The organism is Trichococcus alkaliphilus, assembly GCF_003008695.1.
In the GTDB taxonomy this organism is placed as follows: domain Bacteria; phylum Bacillota; class Bacilli; order Lactobacillales; family Aerococcaceae; genus Trichococcus; species Trichococcus alkaliphilus.
This window is the reverse complement of sequence record NZ_PXZT01000007.1, coordinates 47,647-71,200: the sequence shown is the minus strand read 5'-3', so window position 1 is coordinate 71,200 and position 23,554 is coordinate 47,647. Positions and strand designations below refer to the sequence as shown.

The following is a 23,554-nucleotide window of genomic DNA, read 5'->3' as shown; positions in this document are numbered from 1 at the left end:
CCTCTTTGCTATTATCCGATCAGGATATTTCCTTTAGAAAATTCAACATCATGAACTTTTTGCGTGCTTCTGGCTAAACTATCCACCAAAGTAATCGGGCCTATGCGGCCTGCGAACATCAAAAACATAATGACTGCTTGACTCAGACGCCCCAAAGTAGGCGTCAGGTTTGCGCTGACTCCAACTGTCGCAAGCGCGGAAATGGATTCAAACAGAATATAGATGAAGTCGACTTCAGGGTTCAGGATACTTAATAGGCTGGTGCCGAGAATCAAAGTTCCCAGAAGAGCCATGAAGATTACAAAGGCTTGGCGAACCTGCTGAACGCTGATGGTATGGTTCGCAATGTTCACATTGCTTTGGCCGCGCAGCTCGTTATAGAGCAACAGCACAATGATGGCGAATGTAGTCGTCTTCAAACCACCGGCAGTACCGCCGGGAGAGCCTCCGATGAACATCGTGATGATGAACCAGAACAAAGTGAACGGATAGACCAGTGTGTAGTCGATAGTCGCAAAGCCTGCGGTACGCATCGTTACTGTCTGGAAATAGCCAGTCATCAGTTTTTGGGGGAATGTGAAAGTGCCAATCGAATCCGGATTATTGTATTCGATGGCGACAAAGAACAGCATACCCACCAATATGACGATCCCTGTCACACCTAACGCCAAACGGCTATGCAGGGACAAGCCGCGGAAGAAAATCCTAAGGCTAGGCCTGCATTTTTTGCCTAGATAACATTTGACACTCTTTGATACGTCGAACCAGACCGAGAAACCGATACCGCCCAGGATGATAAGGGAAGTGATGGTGAAGTTCACCAAAGGGTCATGGACATACTCGATCAAGCTGATGTTCCCCATCGGATCGAATCCGGCATTACAGAATGCGGAAATCGAAAGGAAGAGGGAGGTGAACAGGCCGGATGCCCAGCCCAACTCAGGAACGAAGCGGAAAGACAGCAAGAGGAATCCAGTCCCTTCGATGACGGCCGTATATTTCAGGATGTCCGAAAGGTAATCCCTGAACCCGCGGGCATCGCCACGGTTGATTCCTTCCTGGACGGCCAGCCGGTTGCGGAGCCCCATGCGGCCCCTTAACCGGGTGATGACGGAAGCAATCAGCGTCATCAATCCAAGTCCACCGATCTGCATCAACACCATGCCGACGATCTGCCCAAAAACGGTGTAGGAATCATGGACGGACTCCGTAAACAATCCGGTCACGCACACCATGGACACAGACGTGAACAGGTTATCCAGATATGTCGCATTTGATGTGGGTAATTGGCTGATAGGCAATGTCAATAAAAGAGAGCCCGTAAAGATGACAAAGGCGAAGCTCGTTGCGATCTTTTGCGAAACAGACCAAGTCGAAAATTTCTTTAACACAATGGTTCAAATTCTCCTCTCAAATAGCATGCGAATAGGATTTGTAACTTCATTATAATGCTACTGCATGATTAAGCAACTCAAAAGCATAAGAGTATCTTAAATCATTTACAGAAAAAAGCAAATGGTTTTCACGCCTTTTTCAGACGAAAATTGCACTTTCCTTCATATTATAATAAGACTGTACAACCATGTTGGTTAATAAAAAGATAAAACTGAGACTGTGGATATATTTTAGTCATAAAACTGTTAAACAAAAAGACGGTTGCGAAATCGCACTTGTTCCCATAGGATAGTAGTTGAGAAGAAAAAGGAGCGAAATGGAATGAACATAAAAATCATCACGGTCGGAAAACTGAAGGAGAAATATCTGAAGGAGGGCATCGCCGAATACACGAAGCGTCTGGGCAGTTACTGCAAGCTGCAGATTATCGAGGTCGGGGACGAAAAAGCGCCCGAAAACCTGAGCGATAAAGAGATGGAAATCATCAAGGACAGAGAGGGCGAAAAGATCCTCGCCAAAATCCCGGAACAGAGCTACGTCTTCGCGATGGCAATCCAAGGCAAACAGTACGACTCCGTCGAATTCGCCAACGAAATCGACAAACTCGGCACCTCCGGCAAAAGCGACATCGTCTTCATCATCGGCGGCTCGCTAGGCCTCAGCCAAGCCGTCCTGTCCCGCGCCAACCAGCACATCTCCTTCGGCAAACTGACCTACCCGCACCAACTCATGCGCCTCGTGCTCGTCGAACAGATCTACCGCGCTTTCCGGATTATCCATGGGCATGCGTACCACAAATGAGGTCATTTTTTTGAAGGGAATGGCGGTTTGACGGTATTCCTGAGCTATCTGCCGAAATGACTTAAAAAAGAGAATAGAATCGAAAAAGCGGAAAGCCTATGATGACGGGCTTTCCGCTTTGTTTTTGCCTTCCGGATCATCTAAGGCTGTAATCTAAAACAGGTTGAAAATACAGAACTTCGAGCCATACTCCAGAGAGCATTCTAGATTCTTTTGTGCGTCATTCTTCACAAGGCAAATAATCAACCAAACATTAAAGTGTCCCAAGCTATCATAACCTAAAATTTTATGGTCCTAGGTATAAAGCAGTTGTAAAGTGTTGAAAGCTATTTTAGCATGTGGAAATATATTTAAGTTTATTTTTGATATTTATAGTAATATTAAGGTATAGAAGGAACTTGGGAAGGGGATGTATTAAGTGGGAGAAAAGCAATATGAATTAAATACTGTAACCAAGAATAGTTTGGAAGCTGCACAAGCACGATATGAAACAGTTGTTAGAGAGATACTGCCTGAAGAATTAGAAGATTCTAAAGACATGATTATGTCTCAGTTGAATTTAAAACCAAAAAAATTATATATGAGAGCCAGAATGGAGTTAGAAGAAAATCCAGAGTTGACTAGTGTTGAACTCAGAGATCTTTTGATAAGAGACCTATTAGAGAACACCAAAAATAAACTGTTAAGAATGGTTCTAAAGCATGCCATTAAGAAAAGTTTAAAGGAGAAAAATATATGAGTTCAGTACAAGTAGCGGCCATAAAAAAAGCTTTGCTTATACTTTGGAAGTATAAAGGTCAAATAGCAGAAGCAATTCTATTTTTGACAGATTTAATCGCCAGGACTGCCAAAAAAGATAATGAGGACGAACGTGAAAAGAATTCGCAAAATAGTTTTGCAGATTAATTAAACCAACAGGTAACGAGTCAATAAAGATTTGAAATATATATTATATCCGTGAACCATCAGACAAATAAGAAGGCCAAGATTCCATACGCGGATCTTGGCCTTTTTCTTTTTGCCTAAAAATAACGAGTGGAAGAGGGATGAAATATGTTTCAATCAAAAAATAACCGCTATGTCACCAGAAGTGTAGATAATACCGTTCCAATCGAAACCCAGTTCTTTCTGTGGTCCCTGATCGACGATCAAGTCCAGAACGGGAATGAGATGGATTACTTTCAGAAATTTGAGTTAAAGGCCACTGAATATGGTCAGCTTGTTGTGCATGGCCAAGAAGAGCCTAAATGGAGCCAGGAGACACTTCTGAAGGTGCCCAATGATTGCTGCATCACTAAAACCATCTGGGTGATCGACAACGAAGACTACCAAACGATGCTTTTTCCAGAAGACTATTAAAAAGGGGAGTTTTGAAATGAAAAACCAATACAGCAATCAATCAAAACAACATACAGATGATGAATTAGCTAATACAGCAGCCAAACGTGTGGACATTGTGAAAATTCAGATGGTGAAAGACAAATCCTTACTGTACAAGTACCGTGCCATCAGCTGCCCGAACGATGCCTACCAATTGATGGGCCAGTTTTTGGGGGATGTCGATCGTGAATACCTGATTGTGCTGTGTTTGAATACTAAAAACGAGCCTACAAACATCAATTGCTGTCATATCGGTAGTATCAACTCATCAATTGCGCATCCGCGTGAAATATTTAAGACGGCGATACTCTCCAATTCAGCACGCATCATGGTAGGTCACACGCACCCAAGCGGGAACCCTGAACCATCTGAAGCTGATCTTGTGATGACAGCAAGATTGACTGAAGCAGGGGAGCTCTTGGGCATCGATGTGCTAGACCACATCATATTGGGCGATGATGATTTTGTTTCGCTAAAAACGGGTGGGTACATGTAGGCATGGCCGATGATGAAAAATTCCGAGAGAATCAATCTTATTTTTTCAAAGACATTGTGAGCCTTGCTTTAAGACTGAGTGTTTGACGGCAAGTAAAGGGGAGGATAAACCATGGGAAAACTGCAGTATGTAATGGATTTGATGCACAAGGATTTCGGTTGTTCCACAAACAGCGCTGACTACGCTACTGAGAGCGTTCTGCTGTTAAGAGATGAACTTGATTCGAATCTTTTGCCGGATTTTTTCGATGAGATTAATACTGAAACGGAAGTTCTTGTACATTACTACGCCATCGACGAATATATTGTGTACATCATCACAGATGTAGCAAACAGAGAATGGAAGCTTCTGGGGGTGCTCAAAGATAATAAACTTACTTCTTATAAAGCGTTTGTTTAAAGGGGGAGAAGTACTGTGGATAGCGATTTGCTGCTCGTAGTATTGGAAGGGTTAAAAGTCATCGCCAATCTACTCAAGGCTGATAGCGGAAAGGACTGAAAAGATGGGGTTACTTTTAAGAATTGTAGTTTCAGTTTCAATAATTGTCATAGAAGAAGTGATAAAGGGAAAGAAGGTGGTTTGATGGTTAAGCAGATTTCGGCTGCAATAAAAGTAGAGGTGACTGAATCAGATGATGCTAAACATCGCTATGTCCTATACAAGGAATGGGACAAGGATAAACCAACGTGTACCATAATAACGCTATATCCCGGTTCAGCTGAACTTGTGATTACGGATACAACACAAATGTTAATCACGAATCATTTGTATAAAATGGGATACGGATCTTTTTACTCTGTCAACCTATTTTCGAAGGTGGGTATCTCAGCTAGAGGGATGAAAGCATTTGCGAATGCAACCAATAAAACGAACGATGACACTATTTTGGATTGTGTAGGGAAAAGCAAAACGGTAATCTTCGGATGGGGAAGCTTGCCGGATAAAAATAAGGTTGTGAAGCAACGTGTGGAGAGACTGATTTCTAAATTAGATCAGTCTCCCGCGATGTGCGTTTACATAGGGGATGAAGACGTTGGGAAAATGTGCCATCCGTTGTCTCCGAATGTCAGGAAATCGTGGAACATATTCCCAATAAATTAAGGATACCCAATACAAGTAAGTAAATCGAGTGTAAATCATTAATGAAGGAAGAATCGATGTACTAACTGCAAAATCCTTGTATAATAAGTTTATATTATTGTGCAAGGATGTGGGTTTAAAATGAAGATAATTGATTTGTATGATTTTTCACTGTATTTAAGACCTAAGAATGAACCTGGAGAAAATAAGCGAATGTTACGTTTGGGTTCTGAAATGAGAGAAAATAATGTAAAATATATGCACAGATTACTACTGGATGCTGTAACGCTCGTCTCTTGTACTGCTACAGGGAAAAGTATGATAGATGAGGAAGACGATTATATATGGCGATCATTAGGACCTATATGGATTAGGCAGATGGAAGATGGAAATTCATACCGAAGTGCAGGTTTTGACGATAAGGTGTTTTCTGATTATCGGCATAGGGCAATTCATTCCAGACCACTAGCTATTGCTATACTGATTCTTATGTCATATCATCCGATGTATGCCTATCAAAAAAACAATGCTAATAAGGAGAAACTTACATATACAAGTTTGTTGAGTGATTTACTGAAAATACTTGGACGAGATAAGCAAGTTAATGTGGCAAATCATGATAAAGTAGCTGTCATCAACCAAACTCCACTGCAAGTATTATCAGACTTTCTATTTTTTTGTGTGTTACAAAACACTTTGAAGTGTTTAAGAGAAAGTGCTGGAAAAGAAAATTTCGGTGCATTAATCAATAATTTGGTGGGCAATATCAAAGTGTATCATTTAAATTTTGTGGGCCATTTTGAAATTGAAAGCTCTCTATTACTATCTAATTTTCTAGATGATATAGAGAGCCACAACTTCGAAGGGACAGATTGGAAGAAGACTAGGAAAAAAAGGTATGAAATGCTCAGCCAATTACTTAGAGATCTAACTTTAGAAGATCTTGAAAAAATAGAGGGTGTTTTTAATGAACTTTTTCGATTCAATGCAAGTCCGACATTGGAAATGGAACTGAAGAATGAAATGATTAATTTATCTAGTTTTATTCCAGATCTAGATAAAGATAGACTTGATAAGGAATTGAATCCTCTCAAGAATATTTCAAATTATATGCATATAGTAGCTGGAGGCAATAAAAGTGATAAAAGTTTAGCTGAATTCATTGCTGAGACTTTTTGGAGATAAAATATAATCACCTTTACGATCCTTACATAAAATGGTTGTATTCGTAAAAAAATAAAATTATTAAAAGAGCAAAAATAATTCAGTTCTTTTTCGTAATATTTATCGTTTGTAAAGTGAACGAATTCAATATGAAACCAAAACCGTTTGTCGATTTTTCTATATAATGAAGAAAAAAAAGAATTTTTATTTTTTTGTTTGTAACTATATTTAGTTCTTTTGTGGATATTACCTTCTACAGATCGCAAAGAAGCTTGCTACAGGTAGCACGCTTCTTTGCGCTTTTTTGTTTTGTCTATTTTTTCCTTGTAACTTATAACATTTAAAGTTGTTACGGTGAATACTAAATCCTAGAAATCAAATATTATTAAGGCAAGCTAAACCGCTGGCCAGTGTGAGCTTAGTAGAAACCGTCACTTTAGGCACATAAGCAGGAGGAAAACAACTATGACAACAATTAATATTAAACAACTTACAGGCGGCAACGCTCGGATGCACGCTATCGCTAAAGTATTGGAAGTAAAAGAGTCGGACAACGCTAACCAAAATCTGATCATCACCTTCCAAATTGAAGAACGATTGTCATCATACGTGATTTCAGGTCTGGATTCACTATACCAAGCATACTTCCCTGGTATAACATCTGTAGCGAGAACGCCATACAACTATGATCGATTAATTGAATCGCTGGGTGATGGAATTCGCATTGCGAATGATGGCTCTATCGATCTCCGTCAAATAATCGGCAGAACGTTTATCATTACGATAGTGGAGCAAACATCTCCCAATGGTGATTACACATTCAAAAATTTGTGGAATCTAATTGAATATCCGGTGCAAGATGATCCATATTCTTGGCCATCTTCTGATGGTGGCGTTAATTTTGATGAGTCCTTATACCACTTAGAGCCACACACTGAACGCGAAGAATTTGAGCTGCCGGATATGGGGTATGGGGAATCTTTTAATGGATAGAGATGAGTTGACGCCTACACCTACGCATAATTCTTCAAGGCTGTTGTTCGGACGATTTTGCATCGACAGAGAAGAAGGAATCTTGGTTCGCGGTAAAGAAACCGATAAATACATGAAAATAGCCGATTTTGCACGGGTAAAAAGCATTCGGGTTGACCGAACTACTGGGGTTGAATCCCTCGAGCTGGAATACCGAAGAGTTAGTACGCAGAAAACTGAAACGCAGTGGATTTCTAGTGATCAGCTAACAAGCCAGAGAAGCGAACAACTTATACAGTATGGTCTCGATATAACAATGGCCAATAAGCGTCAAGTTACGGAAGCTCTGTTGGCAAGTAGAGCGCATGCTCAGGTGGAAAACGTTTTTAATCAGTTTGGGTGGGGGGAAACTGGCGACGAGCCGGTTTTCTTCCATGCAAAAGCAATCCCAGAAAGAGGTTACTCTTTGTCAGAAAGTGCAAAGTTAAATGTATTTCCAAAAGGGTCTCTGAAAGCGTGGCTGAACATGTACCGCACACATATTCAAGGACACATTCCGTTGGAATTGGCAGTTGTGCTTGGGTGTACAGCACCCATTGTCGCATATCTTGAGTCGAAGCACACTGACTTAAAGACCCTCTTCGTTGCCTTGAATGGACAATCATCAAGCGGCAAAACGACGGCGGCCATGTTGGCATTAAGTGTGGCGGGTGCACCGACCTCCACGAATAAGGGGTTGCTCAAATCTTGGAATGCGACTATCAACTCCATGATGAGCGCTTTGGATGGCGTAAACGGCATCCCGATCTGCTTCGACGAGCTTTCTCAGTCGCGGACTGTTGACTTAACGGCGTTGTTGTATTCTTTAGCAGAAGGCAAGCAGAAGGATCGATCCACAAAAGATGGTGGTTTACGCGAAAGTGCACATTGGTCAACGGTCATTCTATCAACAGGCGAGTTGTCGATCTTCAATAGGCTGGCAAATAACCTCGGACTCCGAGTAAGGATCTTAGAGTTCTCCCATGTTCAATGGACCAGAGATGCAGCACAATCGGAGAACATCAAAAGCGCTATTTCAAACCATTACGGGAATCTACTGCCCCATTTTGTTACTCGCCTGTTCGAAGTAGGGCTTCATTCAATTGATGAAGAGTTTGAACGTCAACGGAAGTTGTTGCTCGAACAAATGCCTGCTTCAGATACGACGCGTCGGGTTTCGATAAAACTTGCAGCTATAATGGCCACTGCAGCTTTGTTGGCGGCTCATACCGGAATTGAGATAAACGTCGATGCTCTCCGAGCGATGTTACTTGAAAACGATAAGGACAATTTCGATGATCGCGATCATGGTACAAAAGCGTTCGATGATGTGTTGCAATATCTCGTTGAGCATCAGGCGAAACTTGTCCGGGATAATCAGGGACGTATACCTTACGAAGTGATAGGGCTAATTTCGACGAAGCGATCAGCTAATTTTGAAACTGAAATCGTTGTTTCCATACTGAAATTACACTTCGAGCCCATGATGACAGAGCTTAAATACCAGGATGCTAAAGTAATTCTGAAAGATTGGGCAAAAAAGGGTCTGCTCGTTACCGAGTCAGGAAGGCAAACGGTGAGAAAAAATTTGGATGTTGAAGGGATCGGTAGGAAGAAAACCCCGCTGTACAGCATAGTCGTTCCTCGAGAGTACCATCATCTTTTCGTAGAACCCCCATCTCTGATGCTTCCATCGACGGGAACATCTTACTCCTTTAGGCCAGATGATTTTTCCGAGGAAGAACACTGTGTAGGCAATCCCGCCGATGAGATCGAATAAATACGTAATGAAGGAGAAGAGAACAATGACTGAAGACGTGGATGTGTTTGTTGATGTCGTAGCGGAGCAATTGCTTGCTCTTTGGCATCATTTGGACCATGTAGAAGAAATTAAGATGTAGCAGCTAATGGTTTGATTTCAGTTGAAGGAGAGTGATGGATGCCCCGCTAGTAAGTAGCGAGGGCATCTTATACTATGAAAAGTAAAGCAATCGGATATGTAAGGCAATCAACCACGAAACAAGCTAGTCTTGCTTGGCAGGAAGACATCATCCGCAGTGAAGCCGACAAACGAAGCCACCGATTGGAACGTATTTTTTACGATAAGGCGAGTGGGGGGAATAGTGAGCGTATGGGCTTTTCTTTAATGAAAGAAAGCATCGCAACCAAAGCGGTTGATTTTTTGTACGTGTGGCGTCTAGACCGAATCAGTCGAAACGTTTCTGATTTGCTGGACCTGTACGATTTCTGCATCCAGTACGATGTAACCATCATCAGCATTTCCGATCCGATTACTGCAACAGGTGATTCCATGGCCAGATTTCAGATTTCTGTGGTGGGCAGTGTCGCGCAACTTCAAAGGGAATTGATTTCGGAGAATCAGCGAATTGGGCTCCGAAAAAAACATGAAATGGGTTTCCATTTGTCAGCGCGTGTTCCTTTTGGCTACCGATACTATACGAAGGATAAGATAATAATCCTAGATGATGAAGCTGAAACGGTTAGAACGGTCTACAATCTGTACATAAATGGCAGCGGCTATAAAAAAATTTGCTCCCGTCTCTCTTCAAAAGGAGTATTGTTTCGTGGTAACCCATTCAAGGTGCACAACGTAAGGAATATCCTCACGAATCCGTTCTACTCTGGTTACATCGAAAATGAATTTGGTCGAGTGCAGGGAAGCCATTCACCGATTGTAACGCCGGAGATGCAGGCTGCTGTTCAACAAATTCAGAAATCTAGGCATGTGGTGAAGAAAGATTTTAGGCGGAATCTGCTACAAAAGAAAATTAAATGCCCCTATTGCGGTAACAACCTTTCCATCCACATCGTGAGCCCCAACCAAAAAAGTAGGGGATACAAAAAGTTGTACTACTACGGCTGCTCCTCAAATAGCTCAAACGGAAAAATTGGCTGTGAGGGAATCCATCTGAGAGCTGAGAAGACAGAAATACAGGTAGTGACTGCAGTAGCGGCCTTTTTAAACGATAAAGAACGATTAGAGCGGATTCAAAGTAAGCTACAACAAAAATTCACAGAAAAAAAAGAAAAACACGCCAAAAAAATAGGAAGTATCGAGAGCCGAAAACAGACAGCATTGGAGGCTTTTGAAAGAGGCACGTTTTCAGCTAAACAACTAGCGGATGAGTTGAAGCGGTTAAATCAGTACAAATCAGAGGATGAAGCTGTCCAGCCGAAAGATGAGGTTCCTGATACGGTCCATTTGAAAGAATTGACTGAACGAATAGTAAACATTGGAATTGTACAACAGATGCCGACTGTGCAACAATACCAGTTTTTTCAGGAAGTCATTGATCGGATTGAAATAGATAACCAAAAGAGAGTACTTGGCATTTACCTAAAAGGATGGAAGACAAACATTTTGTAAGAAAAAGGAGTGAGGGCATGGAACAACTACTGATGAACAGCACACCTTCACAAACGTTCCGTAAGAAGCGCTGTGTAGGGTACGTGCGTGTTAGTACGCAGGAGCAAGCGGAAGAAGGCTACTCCATTGATGCACAAATCCAAACGATCCAAGAGTACTGCCAGCGGGAGAACATGGAATGCGTTGGAGTGTACGTCGATCGAGGCAAGAGCGGGAAGAACATTAAAGGGCGTCCTGAGATGCAGCAACTACTTCAGGATGCGGAAAGCGGTCAGTTCGATGCCGTAGTCGTTTGGAAAATCAGTCGGGTTGCCAGAAACCTGATGAACCTGCTGGAAATCGTAAACGTCTTACAGAAACAAGACATTGCTTTTTACAGCATCAGCGAGAAGTTTCAGGTAGATACCACCACCGGACGCTTCATGTTGCAGATAATGGCATCGGTCAACGAATTGGAACGAAACCAAATCGCAGAAAACGTGAAACTCGGTATGACTAAAAGAGCCTTTGATGGCGGTTGGAATGGCGGCAGAATCCTTGGTTACGATAATGTAGAAAACGAAAACGGCAAAAAAGTTCTGCAAGTCAACAAAGAAGAAGCTAAACTGATTCACATGATTTTTCAAGAGGCGGCTACTGGAAAGGGATACCGGGCAATAGCAAACAGCTTCAATCGGTCCGGGTACAAGACCAAACAAGGGAACCCGTTTAGTACGATTGCGGTCAAAGACATTCTTTACAACCAGACATACATAGGCAAAATCCAATATAATAAATACGAAAAGTGGGCGGACAAACGTAGGAAGGGACTCAGTGAGAATGCTTTCGTTGTCGAGGGACAGCATGAAGCCATTGTGGATGAGGCGCTGTGGCAAAAGGTTCAGCTGAAGTTGAAGGCCAGCAGTAAGCATCCCTCTTGGAACAAAACTGGCACCAGCGTTCTGACAGGGCTGATTCGATGCCCTGAATGCGGATCTTCGATGGTGATAAACAATGTCTACAACAAATTGAAGGATGGAACAAAGAAAAAGATCCGGTACTACAGCTGCAGCCAATTCCGAAATAAGGGAGCCTCTGTGTGCCACGCTAATAGCATTCAGGCTGAGCTAGCCGAAAGCAAGGTCGCCGAAAATCTAAAGGAAGTTGTGGCACAACCCGAAGTATTGGAAAGAGTAGTGGAACGAATGAACCAACAACTGCAGGATCGAGAAAAACCTGTCAAAAGAGAGTTGGAACTGATCAAGGTGGAGATCGAACAAAAAGGAAGTAGTACCGAGAAGCTTTTGGATTTGATGCTTGAAGCGCCTGAAATAGCTACGGATCTGAATAAGCGGATCAAACAACTGGAACAAGAGAAGCAGAAACTTGTGCAAAAGGAACGGCAACTGCACAGGGAGCTAAGTAGGGATGCCCAAAGTGTCTCCTTTGAAGAAGCGAAAAGAACACTTGAGCATCTCGGTAGAAGCATTGACGGCAAACAAAACAAAGATTTGAAAGAAATCTACAAAGTGTTCATCGAAAAGATTACGTTCGATAAGAAGAGTAAAGAAGTGACGCTCCATCTGGTGTTTAGCCAGGACTTCGTCAGAAAACTGAATCACGCCACTGAAAAAGAGTCATCACCTACCGAGGGTGATGGCTCTTTTGTTTTGACTCAGGAGTTTTGTCTGATACTGTGAAGGAATGGAGAACCTACAACAATCGGGAGTTGCTGAATGTCTAGTCTTTCCGATCTGGCTAGCCGTAGGACTTTGCTTTCCCACTTGTCTTAGTTGCAGGTGGTACCCAGATGGTGGTGAGGAAACCCTAGCTCTTCACCCTCTCCCGAATGAGGAAATCCCTTAGCTTCCCAGCCGCCCCCAAGCGTGCGGGAAGCAAACGGGGATGACAAGATTCAATATAGATAAGTAACTAACACATATAAACTATAATAATCCCGTTTTCCCATAAAAATAATGTTAGTTTTACAAAAGAGCATACCGCCAAGGTAAATGAAAAAAGCAGCTCTAACCGCTAAAATTAACGGGAAAACGGGGAAATTCAATAAAGATAAGAAAAACGTGCGGGCTAGGAGGCCGGGCACAGGGGACGGAAAAGGGCAGTTGATCTGAGACAAAAAGTAATCAATCAATCTGAAGAACCCTATTTTTTTTTTCGTTCCAGTAGATTCGGCATCAGGACACGCCTAATAGCCAGAATAACATTGAATAACTGACGGAATATTGAGATAATGAAAAAAAGGCAATCAAGCGACATTGCGTACCGGAGGAGAAGGGATAGAATGGGCTATCAGAGTGAATCAGCATTAGAGAACAAACTAATCGAACAACTAGTCTCAAAGGGCTACCAATGGGTTCCGGAAGTGAAAAGCGAAGCAACGATGATTGCGAACTTCCGTACCATTCTGGAAACACGAAACAGCGCCAACATAGGGGATGAGCCCTTAACAGATAAAGAATTTGACCGTCTGATGACACAGATCAACGGCAAGAGCATCTTCGACAGTGCCAAGATCCTGCGGGACAAGGTGCTGCTAAAACGCGACAACGGCAAGAACCTCTACTTAGAGCTATTCAACACCAAAGAATGGTGCAAAAACACTTTCCAGGTAACCAATCAGATCAGCATGGAGGGCAAGTACGCCAATCGGTACGACGTGACCATCCTGATCAATGGTCTGCCGCTCGTGCAAGTGGAACTGAAACGAAGTGGCGTAGACATGACGGAAGCATTCAACCAAATCATGCGCTATCGGAAACATACCTACACAGGACTGTTCCGCTACATCCAAGTCTTCATCATCAGCAACAGCCAAGAAACCCGCTATTTCTCCAACAGCGACGGAGAAATCCTGAAAAGCCAGATGTTCTACTGGTCCGATGTGGACAACAACCGGATCAACCTATTGAATGAATTTGCGGACAGCTTCATGGAGAAATGCCATTTGGCGAAGATGATAGCCCGCTACATGGTACTGAACGAAACGGACAAGATCCTCATGGTGATGCGTCCCTATCAAGTCTATGCAGTGGAAGCATTGGTTCGGCAAGCATTGGAAACGCGGAACAACGGATACATCTGGCATACGACAGGCAGTGGTAAAACACTGACCTCATTTAAGGCTAGTCAGATCATCGCTCAGGAGGAAGGCATCGAAAAAGTGTTCTTCCTAGTGGACAGAAGAGACCTAGATTCTCAGACACTCGCGGAGTTCAACAAATTTGAAGCAGATTCGGTGGACATGACCGACAACACATACACACTGTTGAAACAGATGGGGGACAAGACCAAACCGTTGATTCTGACGACCATCCAAAAGATGGCTAATGCCATCAAATCTGGCCGTAAGGTAATCGATAGCTACCGGGAAGATCGGGTTGTGTTCATCATTGACGAATGCCACCGGACCCAATTTGGTGAGATGCACAAGTTGATCCATAAGCACTTCAAGAATGCCCAGTATTTCGGCTTCACGGGAACCCCTCGTTTTCCGGAGAACCCTAGTCAAGACGGCCGGGTGACAGCGGACATTTTCCAAAGATGTCTGCATAGCTATCTGATCAAGGATGCCATCCGGGATGAGAATGTATTGGGTTTCTCGGTGGAATACATCAGCACCTTCCGGGGCCAGTTCGACGAAGAGGATCAGGAACGAGTTGCAGGCATCAACACGAATGAAGTGTGGATGGCAGATGAACGTCTGGAGGACATCACTCAGCATATCCTGAAGAATCACCGCAAGAAGACCAAAGACCAGCAATACACCGCTATCTTCACTGTCCAAAGCATCAAGATGGCGATCAAATACTATGACCTGTTCAAGAAACACGCAAAAGGCGTCACTGTGTCCAGCATCTTCACCTATGGCGCGAACGAGCCCGGCAATGAAGACATCACAACGGAGCACTCAAGGGACAGCCTAGAACGAATCATGAAAGACTACAATGAAGCCTTCAACACGAATTTCGCAACGGATAATTTCAGCGGCTACTTTGCGGATGTGTCCAAACGCATCAAGAAAGGTGTGTCTGGCGAAAAACTGGACATCCTCATCGTGGTGGACATGTTTCTGACGGGTTTCGACAGCAAGCCTCTCAACACATTGTACGTGGATCGGAATCTGAAATACCACACCTTGCTGCAAGCATACTCACGGACCAACCGGATCGAAAAAGAAACCAAACCCTATGGAAACATCGTGTGCTACCGCAACCTGAAGTACCAAACGGATGAAGCCATCAAACTGTATTCAAAAACGAACGACACCAACATCGTCCTGATGGCGAGCTATGGGGAATACCTAGCCGAATTCCGTTCAGCATTGGCGTCCTTACTGCAACTTTCCCCGACACCCGAATCGGTCGATCAATTGGAATCTGAAGAAGACCAGTATCAATTTGTGGTACTCTTTAGGGAGCTGTCGAAATTGCTTTTGAAGATGCGGACATTCGATGAATTTGAATTTTTGGAAGATACCCTCGGGATAGTCGAACAGAACTACCAGGACTTTAAGAGTAAGTATTTCGCCATCTATGATAAGGTGAAAAAGAAAAAGAAGGGTGAGGAAGTTTCCATCCTCGACAACATCGACTTTGCGATCGAAGTCATCCAAACGGACACCATCAATGTCAGCTACATCCTGAACCTCATCCGCAACATCAATCTGGCGGACGATGCCGAACGCGAGAAGGACGTGGCAACCATCCACCGCCTATTGAACCAGGCAGACAATGAAGACTTGCGCTTGAAAGCAGATCTGATTCGCAAGTTCCTGGATACCGTTTTGCCAGCGCTTGAAAAGGACAGCAACGTTGACGAAGCTTACAACGCCTTCGAAGAAGAGGAACGTGAAGGGGAAATCTACGACTTTGCGCAAGATGTGGAACTGGAGCCGGCTATTGTCAATGAATTTCTGGCGGAATACGAATACAGTGGCAGTCTAAATCGAGAACGCGTTTCAAATCAAATCAGCGACAGTTTCATGAAAAAACGTAAGAAAATCAATCGTATTTTTGAATTTGTCCTAGAAAATACCCGGAAATTTATGTCAGTATAAGAAAGAAAACGAAAAAGGGAGACTCACATGAGCATTACTGAAAAGCAAAAAACACAGCAAGCAGAACTACACAAGAAACTATGGGCCATCGCCAATGATCTAAGAGGCACGATGGATGCCAGTGAATTCCGTAACTACATTCTGGGACTCATCTTTTACCGTTACCTGTCCGAAAAGACAGAGAAAATAGTGGTTGATGATTTTCTCGCAGTAGACAAAATCTCTTATCAAAAAGCTTTTGAAGATGAAGAACTACGTGAAGGGTTGAAGGCGGAATTGATAGATCAAATCGGCTATGTCATCGAACCGCAGGACCTCTTCTCGGCTATGGTGGCAGAAATCGAAAAGGGCGAACAAGGAAATTTTGACGTGGAAGTGTTGGAGAAAGCCATCAGCAAAATCGAAGAATCCACTTTAGGGCATGACAGCCAAGAGGATTTCAATCACCTGTTTGATGACATGGATCTATCTTCATCCAGATTGGGTAATTCGGTAAAAGCCCGTTCTAGCCTCATCGCAAAAGTCATGATTCACCTGAATGGGATCGACTTCATGCATGAAGATGCGGAAATTGATGTGCTGGGGGATGCCTATGAGTATCTGATTGGACAGTTTGCGGCCAATGCAGGTAAAAAAGCTGGCGAGTTCTACACACCTCAACAAGTGTCCAAAATTTTAGCGAAAATCGTTACACTCAACAAAACAGACCTGAAAAATGTCTTTGACCCAACGTGCGGCTCTGGTTCGTTGTTGCTTCGGATAGGGGATGAAGCAAAGGTTCGTCACTACTATGGTCAAGAGCTTAACAGTACCACTTACAACTTAGCCCGCATGAACATGTTGCTGCATGAAGTATCCTTTCAGGACTTTGACATAGAATTGGGTGATACGTTGGAGCATCCACATTTTGAGGACATGCGCTTTGAGGCCGTAGTTGCCAATCCACCCTACAGCGCCAACTGGAGTGCCGATGCGAAGTTTTTGGATGATGAACGCTTCAGTAGCTACGGCAAACTAGCTCCGAAATCGAAGGCGGACTTTGCTTTTGTGCAACATATGATCTATCACTTGGATGACAATGGTACGATGGCAGTTGTCCTACCGCATGGTGTCCTATTCCGTGGCGCAGCTGAAGGGACCATCCGTCAGTACCTGATTGAAGAAAAGAACTATTTGGATGCCGTCATCGGATTACCGGCTAACGTGTTCTACGGAACCAGCATCCCAACCTGTATCCTAGTCTTCAAGAAGTGCCGTCAAAACGACAACACGGTTCTCTTCATCGATGCTTCAAATGACTTCGAAAAAGCCAAGAACCAAAACAACTTGACGGACGAACACGTGGAAAAGATTGTTTCTGCCTACGAAAAAAGAGAAACGGTCGACAAATACAGCTATGTAGCGACTCTGGATGAAATCAAAGAGAATGACTTTAACCTGAACATCCCTCGTTACGTGGATACGTTTGAAGAAGAAGAACAAATCTCGCTTGATGAAGTTGCAACCGCAATCCAACAGACCCAAAAAGAAATCCTGCAGGCGGAGAAAGAACTGTTTGCGATGTTTGGAGAATTGCATGGAACGAATGAAAAAGTAGACCGAGAATTGCAGAATGCACTAGCGAAATTGATGAATGTTGGTGATGGGAATGAGTAGTAAAAAACACAAAACTCCTACCATTCGCTTTAAAGGCTTTGCTGACACTTGGGAACAGCGTAAGTTAGGTGAGGTTGGTTCAGTTGTTATGTGCAAGAGGATTTTTAAAGATCAGACAACTGCATTTGGTGATATTCCTTTTTATAAAATTGGAACTTTTGGAGGCAGCCCGGATTCTTTTATTCCAAATGAATTATTCGAAGAATATAAAAAAAATTATCCATATCCCGAAATTGGAGATATTCTGATGTCTGCTTCTGGAACAATTGGTAGAACCGTTGTTTATGAAGGTGAAAAAGCCTATTATCAGGATTCAAATATTGTTTGGCTAAAAACAGATAAGTCCTTAATTGATAATTCGTTCTTAAAGCAATTTTATCAAGTTGTTAAATGGTCTGGCTTGGAAGGGAGCACGATTAAGAGACTTTACAACAGCAACATTCTTTCAACAGGTATAAATCTTCCACCATTGGAAGAGCAAACTAAACTAGGTACTTTCTTCAATCAGTTAGACATTACTATCGCTCTTCATCAGCGACAATTATATAACTACAAAGAACTAAAGAAGGCCATGTTACAAAAAATCTTCAATCAAGAATTGCGGTTCAAAGACGATGATGGAAACGATTATCCAGACTGGAGAGAGATTACGTTAGAGGAGATATGTTTATATAAATCATCTAACATTAGTTTGGATTCTTTCAAAGAATATAACGGTGAAGAAATATACCCTTTGTATGATGCTAATTCTTTGGTACTTAATATTGACAAATACGATCAGGAAAATGAGTATGTCTCTATTATAAAAGATGGAGCAGGTGTAGGTAGAATTAGGTACTGCAAAGGTAAATCTTCTGTCTTAGGAACGATGGGGTATTTGCTTCCTACAGATACAGTGGATATTAAATTTCTGTATTTTAGGCTTCAAATTATTAATTTTTTGTCATATGTGTCAGGGAGTACTATACCGCACATATATTTCAAAGATTATAAAAAGGAAAATATTAGATTACCTTGTGAAGATGAGCAAAAAAAGATTGCTGATGTTCTTTCTGCTCTAGATATAAAGATTGAAATATCAATACGAAAAATAGAAGCATTGAAGCAACAGAAAAAAGGACTTATGCAACAGATGTTTGTGTAATAAAAAATGACGTGATAGAAAGTAGTTAGGGGATATTTTGCCCGGACCTACACAAATTATTCAGGGGTCTATATTTTCTTAATTATAAAATTAAACGAAAAGAGGTATTCCTTTACATGGAAATGAGCGTGCAATATTTTCGTATTGATCCAAATGACAATAAAAATATATTTGAAGATACCTGTACTGTCGATGTAATGACTAAATGTCCATATTGTAATCAGACAGGTAGGCAAGAACCTTTAACTGGATCAATGAATACAAGACAGAATGTTTTATCTATTACAACAGAATGTCTTAATTGTAACAATTTATCTATGCATATATATTTTTGTGTGGATAATTATAGTGGCTCATTTGATACTCATTATCAAAATACTTATCCCAATTTTTCTAATGATATAAATATTCCAGAAAAGGTTCAGCAAGAGTATCCTGATTTTTTAAGAATACTAATTCAATCTCAAAAAGCAGAGGAATCTGATTTAAATGAACTTGCTGGTATGGGATACAGAAAAGCTTTAGAGTTTTTTGTAAAAGAGTATGTTACAAAAAACCTGGATAATGGAACAGAAAAAGACTCAATATTAAGTGAACCATTAGGAGAAACAATCAAAAGATTAGAAAATCCCTTACTTCAAAGTATTTCTAAGGCATCATCATGGCTGGGAAACGACCAAACTCATATGGTGCAAAAACATCCTGAATATGGTGTTGATGACATTAAAAAATACATAAAAGTAATGACTAATCTTGTGGAGGCAGAATTTGTTGCGGAAGAAGTGGGAGTACTTTTAAATAAACCAAAATGAGCCTATAAAATTTCAAAATGAAAAAATACGGTACAATTTCGTGTTAAGGCTGTTCCGAGAAAATATCCTTTTAAAATGTTACGCACATGCTTATCATAAATAAGAGAGTGTGATGATTCGCGTCCAGAAGGTGAGTACCAAGAGGACAATCACTAAACGGCCTGTTCTTGACCGTGTGGGATTGGCAGCTTAGGCGGAACATTTTGCGAATCAGAACACGTTTTTAGGGGGCATTTTTTTGAGGAAAATGCCGGTATGAAGGTATTACTGAGCGGTTTGTAGAAATGGCTTGAAAAGAGAATAGAACCGATAAAGCGGAAATCCCATAATGACGGGCTTCCCGCTTTGTTTTTGCTTTACGGATCATCGTGCAAAGAAATTACTTGAGAACTGTGCCACTTGTTGAGAGCAGCTACAATAAATACTCTCATATGGAATTCCTATTATTCATATTTATTTTAATTCTATTCGATATAATTTATCATCATCGGAAGATCCATTACCTCTACCATCAAGGTTATTTGTTATAAAAAATAGGTCATCGCCAACAATTAAAACGTCTCTTATTCTTCCATAGTCTTCGATAAAAGAATGAACAGTTTGATTTTCTAAATCAAACTCTAGAATAGCACTCCCTCTCAATGCAGCTACGTATAAGTGATTATTCCACTCATCCATGCCAGAAGGAGCCCAAGTTTCATCAGAACCAGAGGTAAATAACGGACCCTCCATACCGTCCTGTTCTTCTGTTCCTTCAATAAGCGGCCAGCCATAATTTTTGCCTGCTTCGATTATATTAATTTCATCGTTGGCATTATTTCCATGTTCACTTGCGTACATTGTCCCATCAGCAGTCCAAACTAGCCCTTGTGGATTTCGGTGTCCATAGCTAAAAATATAGCTACTTTCATATGGATTGTCTTCAGGTATTGTCCCATCGAGATTTAATCTTAAAATTTTCCCATTCAATGAATCTAATTCCTGAACCTCATTGAGGTTATGGGCATCTCCTACGGTCACATACAATTTATTATCTGGTCCGATGGCTAATCGGCCACCGTCATGAAAGTTTCCTCCTGGAAGTGGATCGAGCAATATTTCAACTTCTGCCCATTCATTATTTTTCAAACGCAATTTGACGATTCTATTAAAGGCTCCTTTTGCGTTCAAATAAGTATAATAGGCAAAAGCTTCATTATTTTCTTCAAAGTTTGGGTCTAAGATAAAACCAAGTAATCCCGCCTCTGATCCACCAGATAAGTCTTCGCTTAAATGAACTGTTTGCCGTTCTAACTCACTTCCTGCAATTCTTACAATATTTCCCGGTCTTTCACTAATATAAAAAACATCTTCATGCTTCTGAATTGACCATGGCACGTCTAAATTTCCAGCTAACTCCACAGCTCCATCACGATGCTGATTGCTTGCTTCAGTGCTATCCGATGCTGGCGATTGTTTTAGCGACGAGCAACCTGCTAATAGAAGTGACACAGATAACCCCAGAAAAAAGATTTTCTTCATTTTTTTCCGCTCCTTCGCGAATAAGCCTCTTTAAGGTCATTATACTGCGAGGGTAGGACGAGATGAAATAATTCGGTGGAACTTATGTTACCTGCCATAATAATCCTAAATATTTGACACTCTTTTTTTGTTTCTTCTACAATAGGTGTGTAGTAATGATAGCACCTTTGCATTTTGATTGCTTCATTTTGATAGAGGAGGAAAGACAATGTCACAGAATCAGCTTATTTGGCACATAGAAAATGAACGGATACTGATAATGGAACGGCTTTTTGATGCTCCAAGGGAAAAAGTATTCAAGATGTTTACAGACACGGAATATCTAAAAGAATTTTGGGGCCCGCACGGCTTTGAATTGCCGCATTCAAAGATGGACTTTCGCGAAGGTGGCGAATGGCATTATGGCATGCAGTCAGCCGATCCCAGCCAAGAGACATTCGGAATGGTATATTGGGGTAAAGCCAACTACACAGAAATTGTCGAACCGGAACGCATTGCATATATGGATTACTTCTCTGACAAGACGGGAAGGGTAGATCCTGATATGCCAGCCAGTAAAATCACGATGGACTTCATGGATTTAGGCAATCAAACGAAACTTATCAGTAAAACGGAGCTCGAAGATGCTGAGGCGCTGAAAAGTTTGCTCGATACGGGCATGATAGGTGGTATCACTGAGACATGGGAGCGTTTAGATAAATTGTTGGAAAAACAGTCAACTTAGTCGCGATTGAGGAAATTTGTTGTTCTATAGGCAGTGTGTTTTATGATTGGCCGTATGGCATTGATGGTTAAAAGTTCTGAACCACCATCAATGCGGGAAAAAACAGAACGGGAATAACGAAAAGCTTAAGTAAATGCTTTTCGTTATTTTTTTTGAAAACTTAAAAAAGGACAATCCCAACAAGTTGATTAAAATCACCGGTGTTGAGATAATGAAGCGAAATGATCTTACTTCAACGTACTGATAAAAAAGATTGGGTAAAAGTTTGAGAGGGTGGTGGGCTATGTCTAACATAATCGAACAGATAAGGCAGGAACTAATCAATAATTCAGACGAAACGACAAAGGAAAGCGGCAAAAGATTTTTTAAAGAAGAAGTAAGGTTCTATGGCGTAAAAACGATGACAGTCTCGAAAATTTCCAGAGAGGCATTTAAAAGCATCAAGAAGCTTTCAAAAAAAGAAATATTTGATTTATGCGAACAACTGTGGATTTCCGGAATGATGGAGGAAGCTTTCATTGCCTGCAATTGGACATATGCGATCAAGAAACAGTACACTGAAGATGATTTTCCTCTGTTCGAAAGATGGGTAAATGAATATGTGACCAACTGGGCAACTTGTGATACTTTCTGTAACCACACTGTTGGAACATTCTTGGAAATGTATCCAGGGTATATAGAAAAATTAAAAGATTGGACAAAATCCCAAAACAGATGGGTTAGGCGGGCGTCAGCTGTATCGCTTATCATACCAGCCAAAAAGGGTCTATTTAAGGACGATATATTCGAAATTGCCGACAGTTTATTATTGGATACTGAGGATTTAGTGCAAAAAGGGTATGGCTGGATGCTGAAGTCTTTATGCACAAAGTATGAAGATGAGGTATACCAGTATGTATTAAGCAAGCGGGACACAATGCCTAGAACTGCATTAAGGTATGCTATTGAAAAAATGCCAAAGCCAATGAAGCAAGAGGCCATGAAAACAGAGAAGAAAAAGTGAGTAAGAGTCAGCATTCTCACTTTCGTAGCTTTTGTAAGCTGCATTTATACGTTACAAAATGCAGTGGCTTTTTGAGGAGCAGGGCATCAGTATAGTTCAGTTGGCGGTTCAATAATTAAGAGGTGAAAGAAGATGGATAATCAATTCGATCCCAACAACAAAATCATTCAACTGCTTCTTCGGGGTATGGGCATGGAAGACAGCGGCAAACCTGAAGAGGCGAGCTTGCTATTTCTTGAAGCCTGGAGTGAAGCAACAGACGATTTCGAAAAATTCATTGCAGCTTATTATGTAGCCCGAGATAAAAAAAATAGTTCAGACAAATTAAAATGGTTCGAAACATCTTTGCAGTTTGCGTTAAAACTGAATGATGCTGGAGTTAAGAGTGCTTTTCCATCGTTATATTTGAACATTGCTAAATGCTATGAGGCGTTATCCGATTCTGAAAAGGCAAAAAAGAACGTTGACTTGTCAAATTCGTATAAGCTTGCGACTTCTGACCCAGGCCCCTTTTTTCATGGGACAAAAGCAGACTTGCAGGTTGGCGATCTACTGACAGCAAAAGGGGAATCGAATTACAAATCCGAACTTAAAATGAACCACATTTATTTCACCGCCTTGGTCAGTGGAGCAGGACTTGCAGCCGCATTAGCAAAAGGAAATGGAAGGGAACGTATTTATATTGTGGAACCGACAGGGGAATTTGAGAATGACCCAAATGTTACAGACAAGAAATTCCCGGGAAATCTGACACGTTCCTATCGCTCGCAAGCACCTTTAAAAATTGTTGGCGAAGTAACCGATTGGTTGCGACAAACGCCGGAGGAACTTCGGCAGTGGCGTGAAAAATTGGCCAATAATAAAGGCGAAATTATTAATTGAGGACGCAACATGGTGGCGCCTGAATTCATGAATTTAGTTTT

Annotated in this window: 21 protein-coding genes; 19 read left to right on the top strand and 2 right to left on the bottom strand. The window is 41.6% G+C overall.

The window, feature by feature from the left end; translation table 11 throughout:
- Nucleotides 1-11: 11 nt before the first annotated feature.
- On the bottom strand, nt 12-1,391 hold the full coding sequence (locus C7R73_RS07575; RefSeq protein ID WP_106449921.1) for a TrkH family potassium uptake protein: 1,380 nt from the start codon (nt 1,389-1,391) through the stop codon (nt 12-14).
- A gap of 325 nt (nt 1,392-1,716) precedes the next feature.
- Between C7R73_RS07575 and rlmH the strand changes: the two genes are divergently transcribed.
- The 16 genes from rlmH to C7R73_RS07500 all read left to right on the top strand — a co-directional run bounded on the left by rlmH (nt 1,717) and on the right by C7R73_RS07500 (nt 19,383).
- Entirely contained in the window at nt 1,717-2,196 is a 480-nt protein-coding gene (rlmH, locus tag C7R73_RS07570; RefSeq protein WP_106449920.1) for a 23S rRNA (pseudouridine(1915)-N(3))-methyltransferase RlmH, read from the top strand.
- Nucleotides 2,197-2,614: 418 nt separating this feature from the next.
- Nucleotides 2,615-2,935: a hypothetical protein gene (locus C7R73_RS07565; RefSeq protein ID WP_106449919.1), complete on the top strand. Its 321-nt coding sequence runs from the start codon at nt 2,615-2,617 to the stop codon at nt 2,933-2,935.
- Nucleotides 2,932-3,102, top strand: coding sequence for a hypothetical protein (locus C7R73_RS13725; protein ID WP_161525898.1), 171 nt, complete (start codon nt 2,932-2,934; stop codon nt 3,100-3,102). The genes C7R73_RS07565 and C7R73_RS13725 overlap by 4 nt, the downstream gene beginning before the upstream one ends.
- A gap of 147 nt (nt 3,103-3,249) precedes the next feature.
- A complete protein-coding gene (locus C7R73_RS07560) occupies nt 3,250-3,555 on the top strand; it encodes a DUF960 family protein (protein WP_106449918.1) in 306 nt (101 codons plus the stop codon).
- Nucleotides 3,556-3,571: 16 nt separating this feature from the next.
- Nucleotides 3,572-4,072: a JAB domain-containing protein gene (locus tag C7R73_RS07555; protein ID WP_106449917.1), complete on the top strand. Its 501-nt coding sequence runs from the start codon at nt 3,572-3,574 to the stop codon at nt 4,070-4,072.
- 111 nt (nt 4,073-4,183) lie between these two features.
- A complete protein-coding gene (locus C7R73_RS07550; RefSeq protein WP_106449916.1) occupies nt 4,184-4,471 on the top strand; it encodes a hypothetical protein in 288 nt (95 codons plus the stop codon).
- A 183-nt stretch (nt 4,472-4,654) separates the two neighbouring features.
- Nucleotides 4,655-5,173, top strand: a complete 519-nt coding sequence (locus C7R73_RS07545) for a DUF1643 domain-containing protein (RefSeq protein ID WP_106449915.1) — start codon at nt 4,655-4,657, stop codon at nt 5,171-5,173.
- A gap of 120 nt (nt 5,174-5,293) precedes the next feature.
- Nucleotides 5,294-6,337, top strand: a complete 1,044-nt coding sequence (locus tag C7R73_RS07540) for a hypothetical protein (RefSeq protein WP_106449914.1) — start codon at nt 5,294-5,296, stop codon at nt 6,335-6,337.
- A 444-nt stretch (nt 6,338-6,781) separates the two neighbouring features.
- On the top strand, nt 6,782-7,309 hold the full coding sequence (locus tag C7R73_RS07535; RefSeq protein WP_106449913.1) for a hypothetical protein: 528 nt from the start codon (nt 6,782-6,784) through the stop codon (nt 7,307-7,309).
- Complete coding sequence (locus tag C7R73_RS07530) at nt 7,302-9,107, top strand: DUF927 domain-containing protein (protein ID WP_161525897.1); 1,806 nt, start codon at nt 7,302-7,304, stop codon at nt 9,105-9,107. Before C7R73_RS07535 ends, C7R73_RS07530 begins: the two co-directional genes overlap by 8 nt.
- Before the next feature lie 195 nt (nt 9,108-9,302).
- Nucleotides 9,303-10,715 (top strand): recombinase family protein, encoded by a 1,413-nt coding sequence (locus C7R73_RS07525; protein ID WP_106449911.1) that lies wholly within the window; start codon nt 9,303-9,305, stop codon nt 10,713-10,715.
- Between the two features lie 17 nt (nt 10,716-10,732).
- Nucleotides 10,733-12,394 (top strand): recombinase family protein, encoded by a 1,662-nt coding sequence (locus tag C7R73_RS07520; RefSeq protein ID WP_161525896.1) that lies wholly within the window; start codon nt 10,733-10,735, stop codon nt 12,392-12,394.
- A gap of 602 nt (nt 12,395-12,996) precedes the next feature.
- Nucleotides 12,997-15,771, top strand: a complete 2,775-nt coding sequence (locus tag C7R73_RS07515) for a type I restriction endonuclease subunit R (protein WP_106449909.1) — start codon at nt 12,997-12,999, stop codon at nt 15,769-15,771.
- 27 nt (nt 15,772-15,798) lie between these two features.
- Complete coding sequence (locus C7R73_RS07510) at nt 15,799-17,427, top strand: type I restriction-modification system subunit M (protein ID WP_106449908.1); 1,629 nt, start codon at nt 15,799-15,801, stop codon at nt 17,425-17,427.
- Nucleotides 17,420-18,571, top strand: coding sequence for a restriction endonuclease subunit S (locus tag C7R73_RS07505; protein WP_106449976.1), 1,152 nt, complete (start codon nt 17,420-17,422; stop codon nt 18,569-18,571). The genes C7R73_RS07510 and C7R73_RS07505 overlap by 8 nt, the downstream gene beginning before the upstream one ends.
- Nucleotides 18,572-18,687: 116 nt before the next feature.
- Nucleotides 18,688-19,383, top strand: a complete 696-nt coding sequence (locus C7R73_RS07500; RefSeq protein WP_106449907.1) for a DUF4145 domain-containing protein — start codon at nt 18,688-18,690, stop codon at nt 19,381-19,383.
- A gap of 453 nt (nt 19,384-19,836) precedes the next feature.
- Here C7R73_RS07500 and C7R73_RS07495 read toward each other — a convergent pair whose 3' ends face one another.
- Entirely contained in the window at nt 19,837-20,904 is a 1,068-nt protein-coding gene (locus tag C7R73_RS07495) for a PQQ-dependent sugar dehydrogenase (RefSeq protein WP_106449906.1), read from the bottom strand.
- Between the two features lie 208 nt (nt 20,905-21,112).
- Here C7R73_RS07495 and C7R73_RS07490 point away from each other — a divergent pair, with 208 nt between their 5' ends.
- From C7R73_RS07490 to arr, 3 genes are all read left to right on the top strand, one after another.
- Entirely contained in the window at nt 21,113-21,628 is a 516-nt protein-coding gene (locus C7R73_RS07490) for an SRPBCC family protein (protein ID WP_106449905.1), read from the top strand.
- A 283-nt stretch (nt 21,629-21,911) separates the two neighbouring features.
- Entirely contained in the window at nt 21,912-22,631 is a 720-nt protein-coding gene (locus C7R73_RS07485) for a DNA alkylation repair protein (RefSeq protein ID WP_106449904.1), read from the top strand.
- A gap of 468 nt (nt 22,632-23,099) precedes the next feature.
- Entirely contained in the window at nt 23,100-23,513 is a 414-nt protein-coding gene (gene arr / locus C7R73_RS13840; RefSeq protein ID WP_239992599.1) for an NAD(+)--rifampin ADP-ribosyltransferase, read from the top strand.
- Nucleotides 23,514-23,554: the final 41 nt, after the last annotated feature.

Excerpts from the sequence above, each read along its gene's own strand:
- rlmH (WP_106449920.1), top strand. The coding sequence starts at position 1,717 with ATGAACATAAAAATCATCACGGTCGGAAAACTGAAGGAGAAATATCTG.
- C7R73_RS13725 (WP_161525898.1), top strand. The coding sequence starts at position 2,932 with ATGAGTTCAGTACAAGTAGCGGCCATAAAAAAAGCTTTGCTTATACTT.
- C7R73_RS07560 (WP_106449918.1), top strand. The coding sequence starts at position 3,250 with ATGTTTCAATCAAAAAATAACCGCTATGTCACCAGAAGTGTAGATAAT.
- C7R73_RS07555 (WP_106449917.1), top strand. The coding sequence starts at position 3,572 with ATGAAAAACCAATACAGCAATCAATCAAAACAACATACAGATGATGAA.
- C7R73_RS07550 (WP_106449916.1), top strand. The coding sequence starts at position 4,184 with ATGGGAAAACTGCAGTATGTAATGGATTTGATGCACAAGGATTTCGGT.
- C7R73_RS07545 (WP_106449915.1), top strand. The coding sequence starts at position 4,655 with ATGGTTAAGCAGATTTCGGCTGCAATAAAAGTAGAGGTGACTGAATCA.
- C7R73_RS07540 (WP_106449914.1), top strand. The coding sequence starts at position 5,294 with ATGAAGATAATTGATTTGTATGATTTTTCACTGTATTTAAGACCTAAG.
- C7R73_RS07535 (WP_106449913.1), top strand. The coding sequence starts at position 6,782 with ATGACAACAATTAATATTAAACAACTTACAGGCGGCAACGCTCGGATG.
- C7R73_RS07530 (WP_161525897.1), top strand. The coding sequence starts at position 7,302 with ATGGATAGAGATGAGTTGACGCCTACACCTACGCATAATTCTTCAAGG.
- C7R73_RS07525 (WP_106449911.1), top strand. The coding sequence starts at position 9,303 with ATGAAAAGTAAAGCAATCGGATATGTAAGGCAATCAACCACGAAACAA.
- C7R73_RS07520 (WP_161525896.1), top strand. The coding sequence starts at position 10,733 with ATGGAACAACTACTGATGAACAGCACACCTTCACAAACGTTCCGTAAG.
- C7R73_RS07515 (WP_106449909.1), top strand. The coding sequence starts at position 12,997 with ATGGGCTATCAGAGTGAATCAGCATTAGAGAACAAACTAATCGAACAA.
- C7R73_RS07510 (WP_106449908.1), top strand. The coding sequence starts at position 15,799 with ATGAGCATTACTGAAAAGCAAAAAACACAGCAAGCAGAACTACACAAG.
- C7R73_RS07505 (WP_106449976.1), top strand. The coding sequence starts at position 17,420 with ATGAGTAGTAAAAAACACAAAACTCCTACCATTCGCTTTAAAGGCTTT.
- C7R73_RS07500 (WP_106449907.1), top strand. The coding sequence starts at position 18,688 with ATGGAAATGAGCGTGCAATATTTTCGTATTGATCCAAATGACAATAAA.
- C7R73_RS07495 (WP_106449906.1), bottom strand. The coding sequence starts at position 20,904 with ATGAAGAAAATCTTTTTTCTGGGGTTATCTGTGTCACTTCTATTAGCA.
- C7R73_RS07490 (WP_106449905.1), top strand. The coding sequence starts at position 21,113 with ATGTCACAGAATCAGCTTATTTGGCACATAGAAAATGAACGGATACTG.
- C7R73_RS07485 (WP_106449904.1), top strand. The coding sequence starts at position 21,912 with ATGTCTAACATAATCGAACAGATAAGGCAGGAACTAATCAATAATTCA.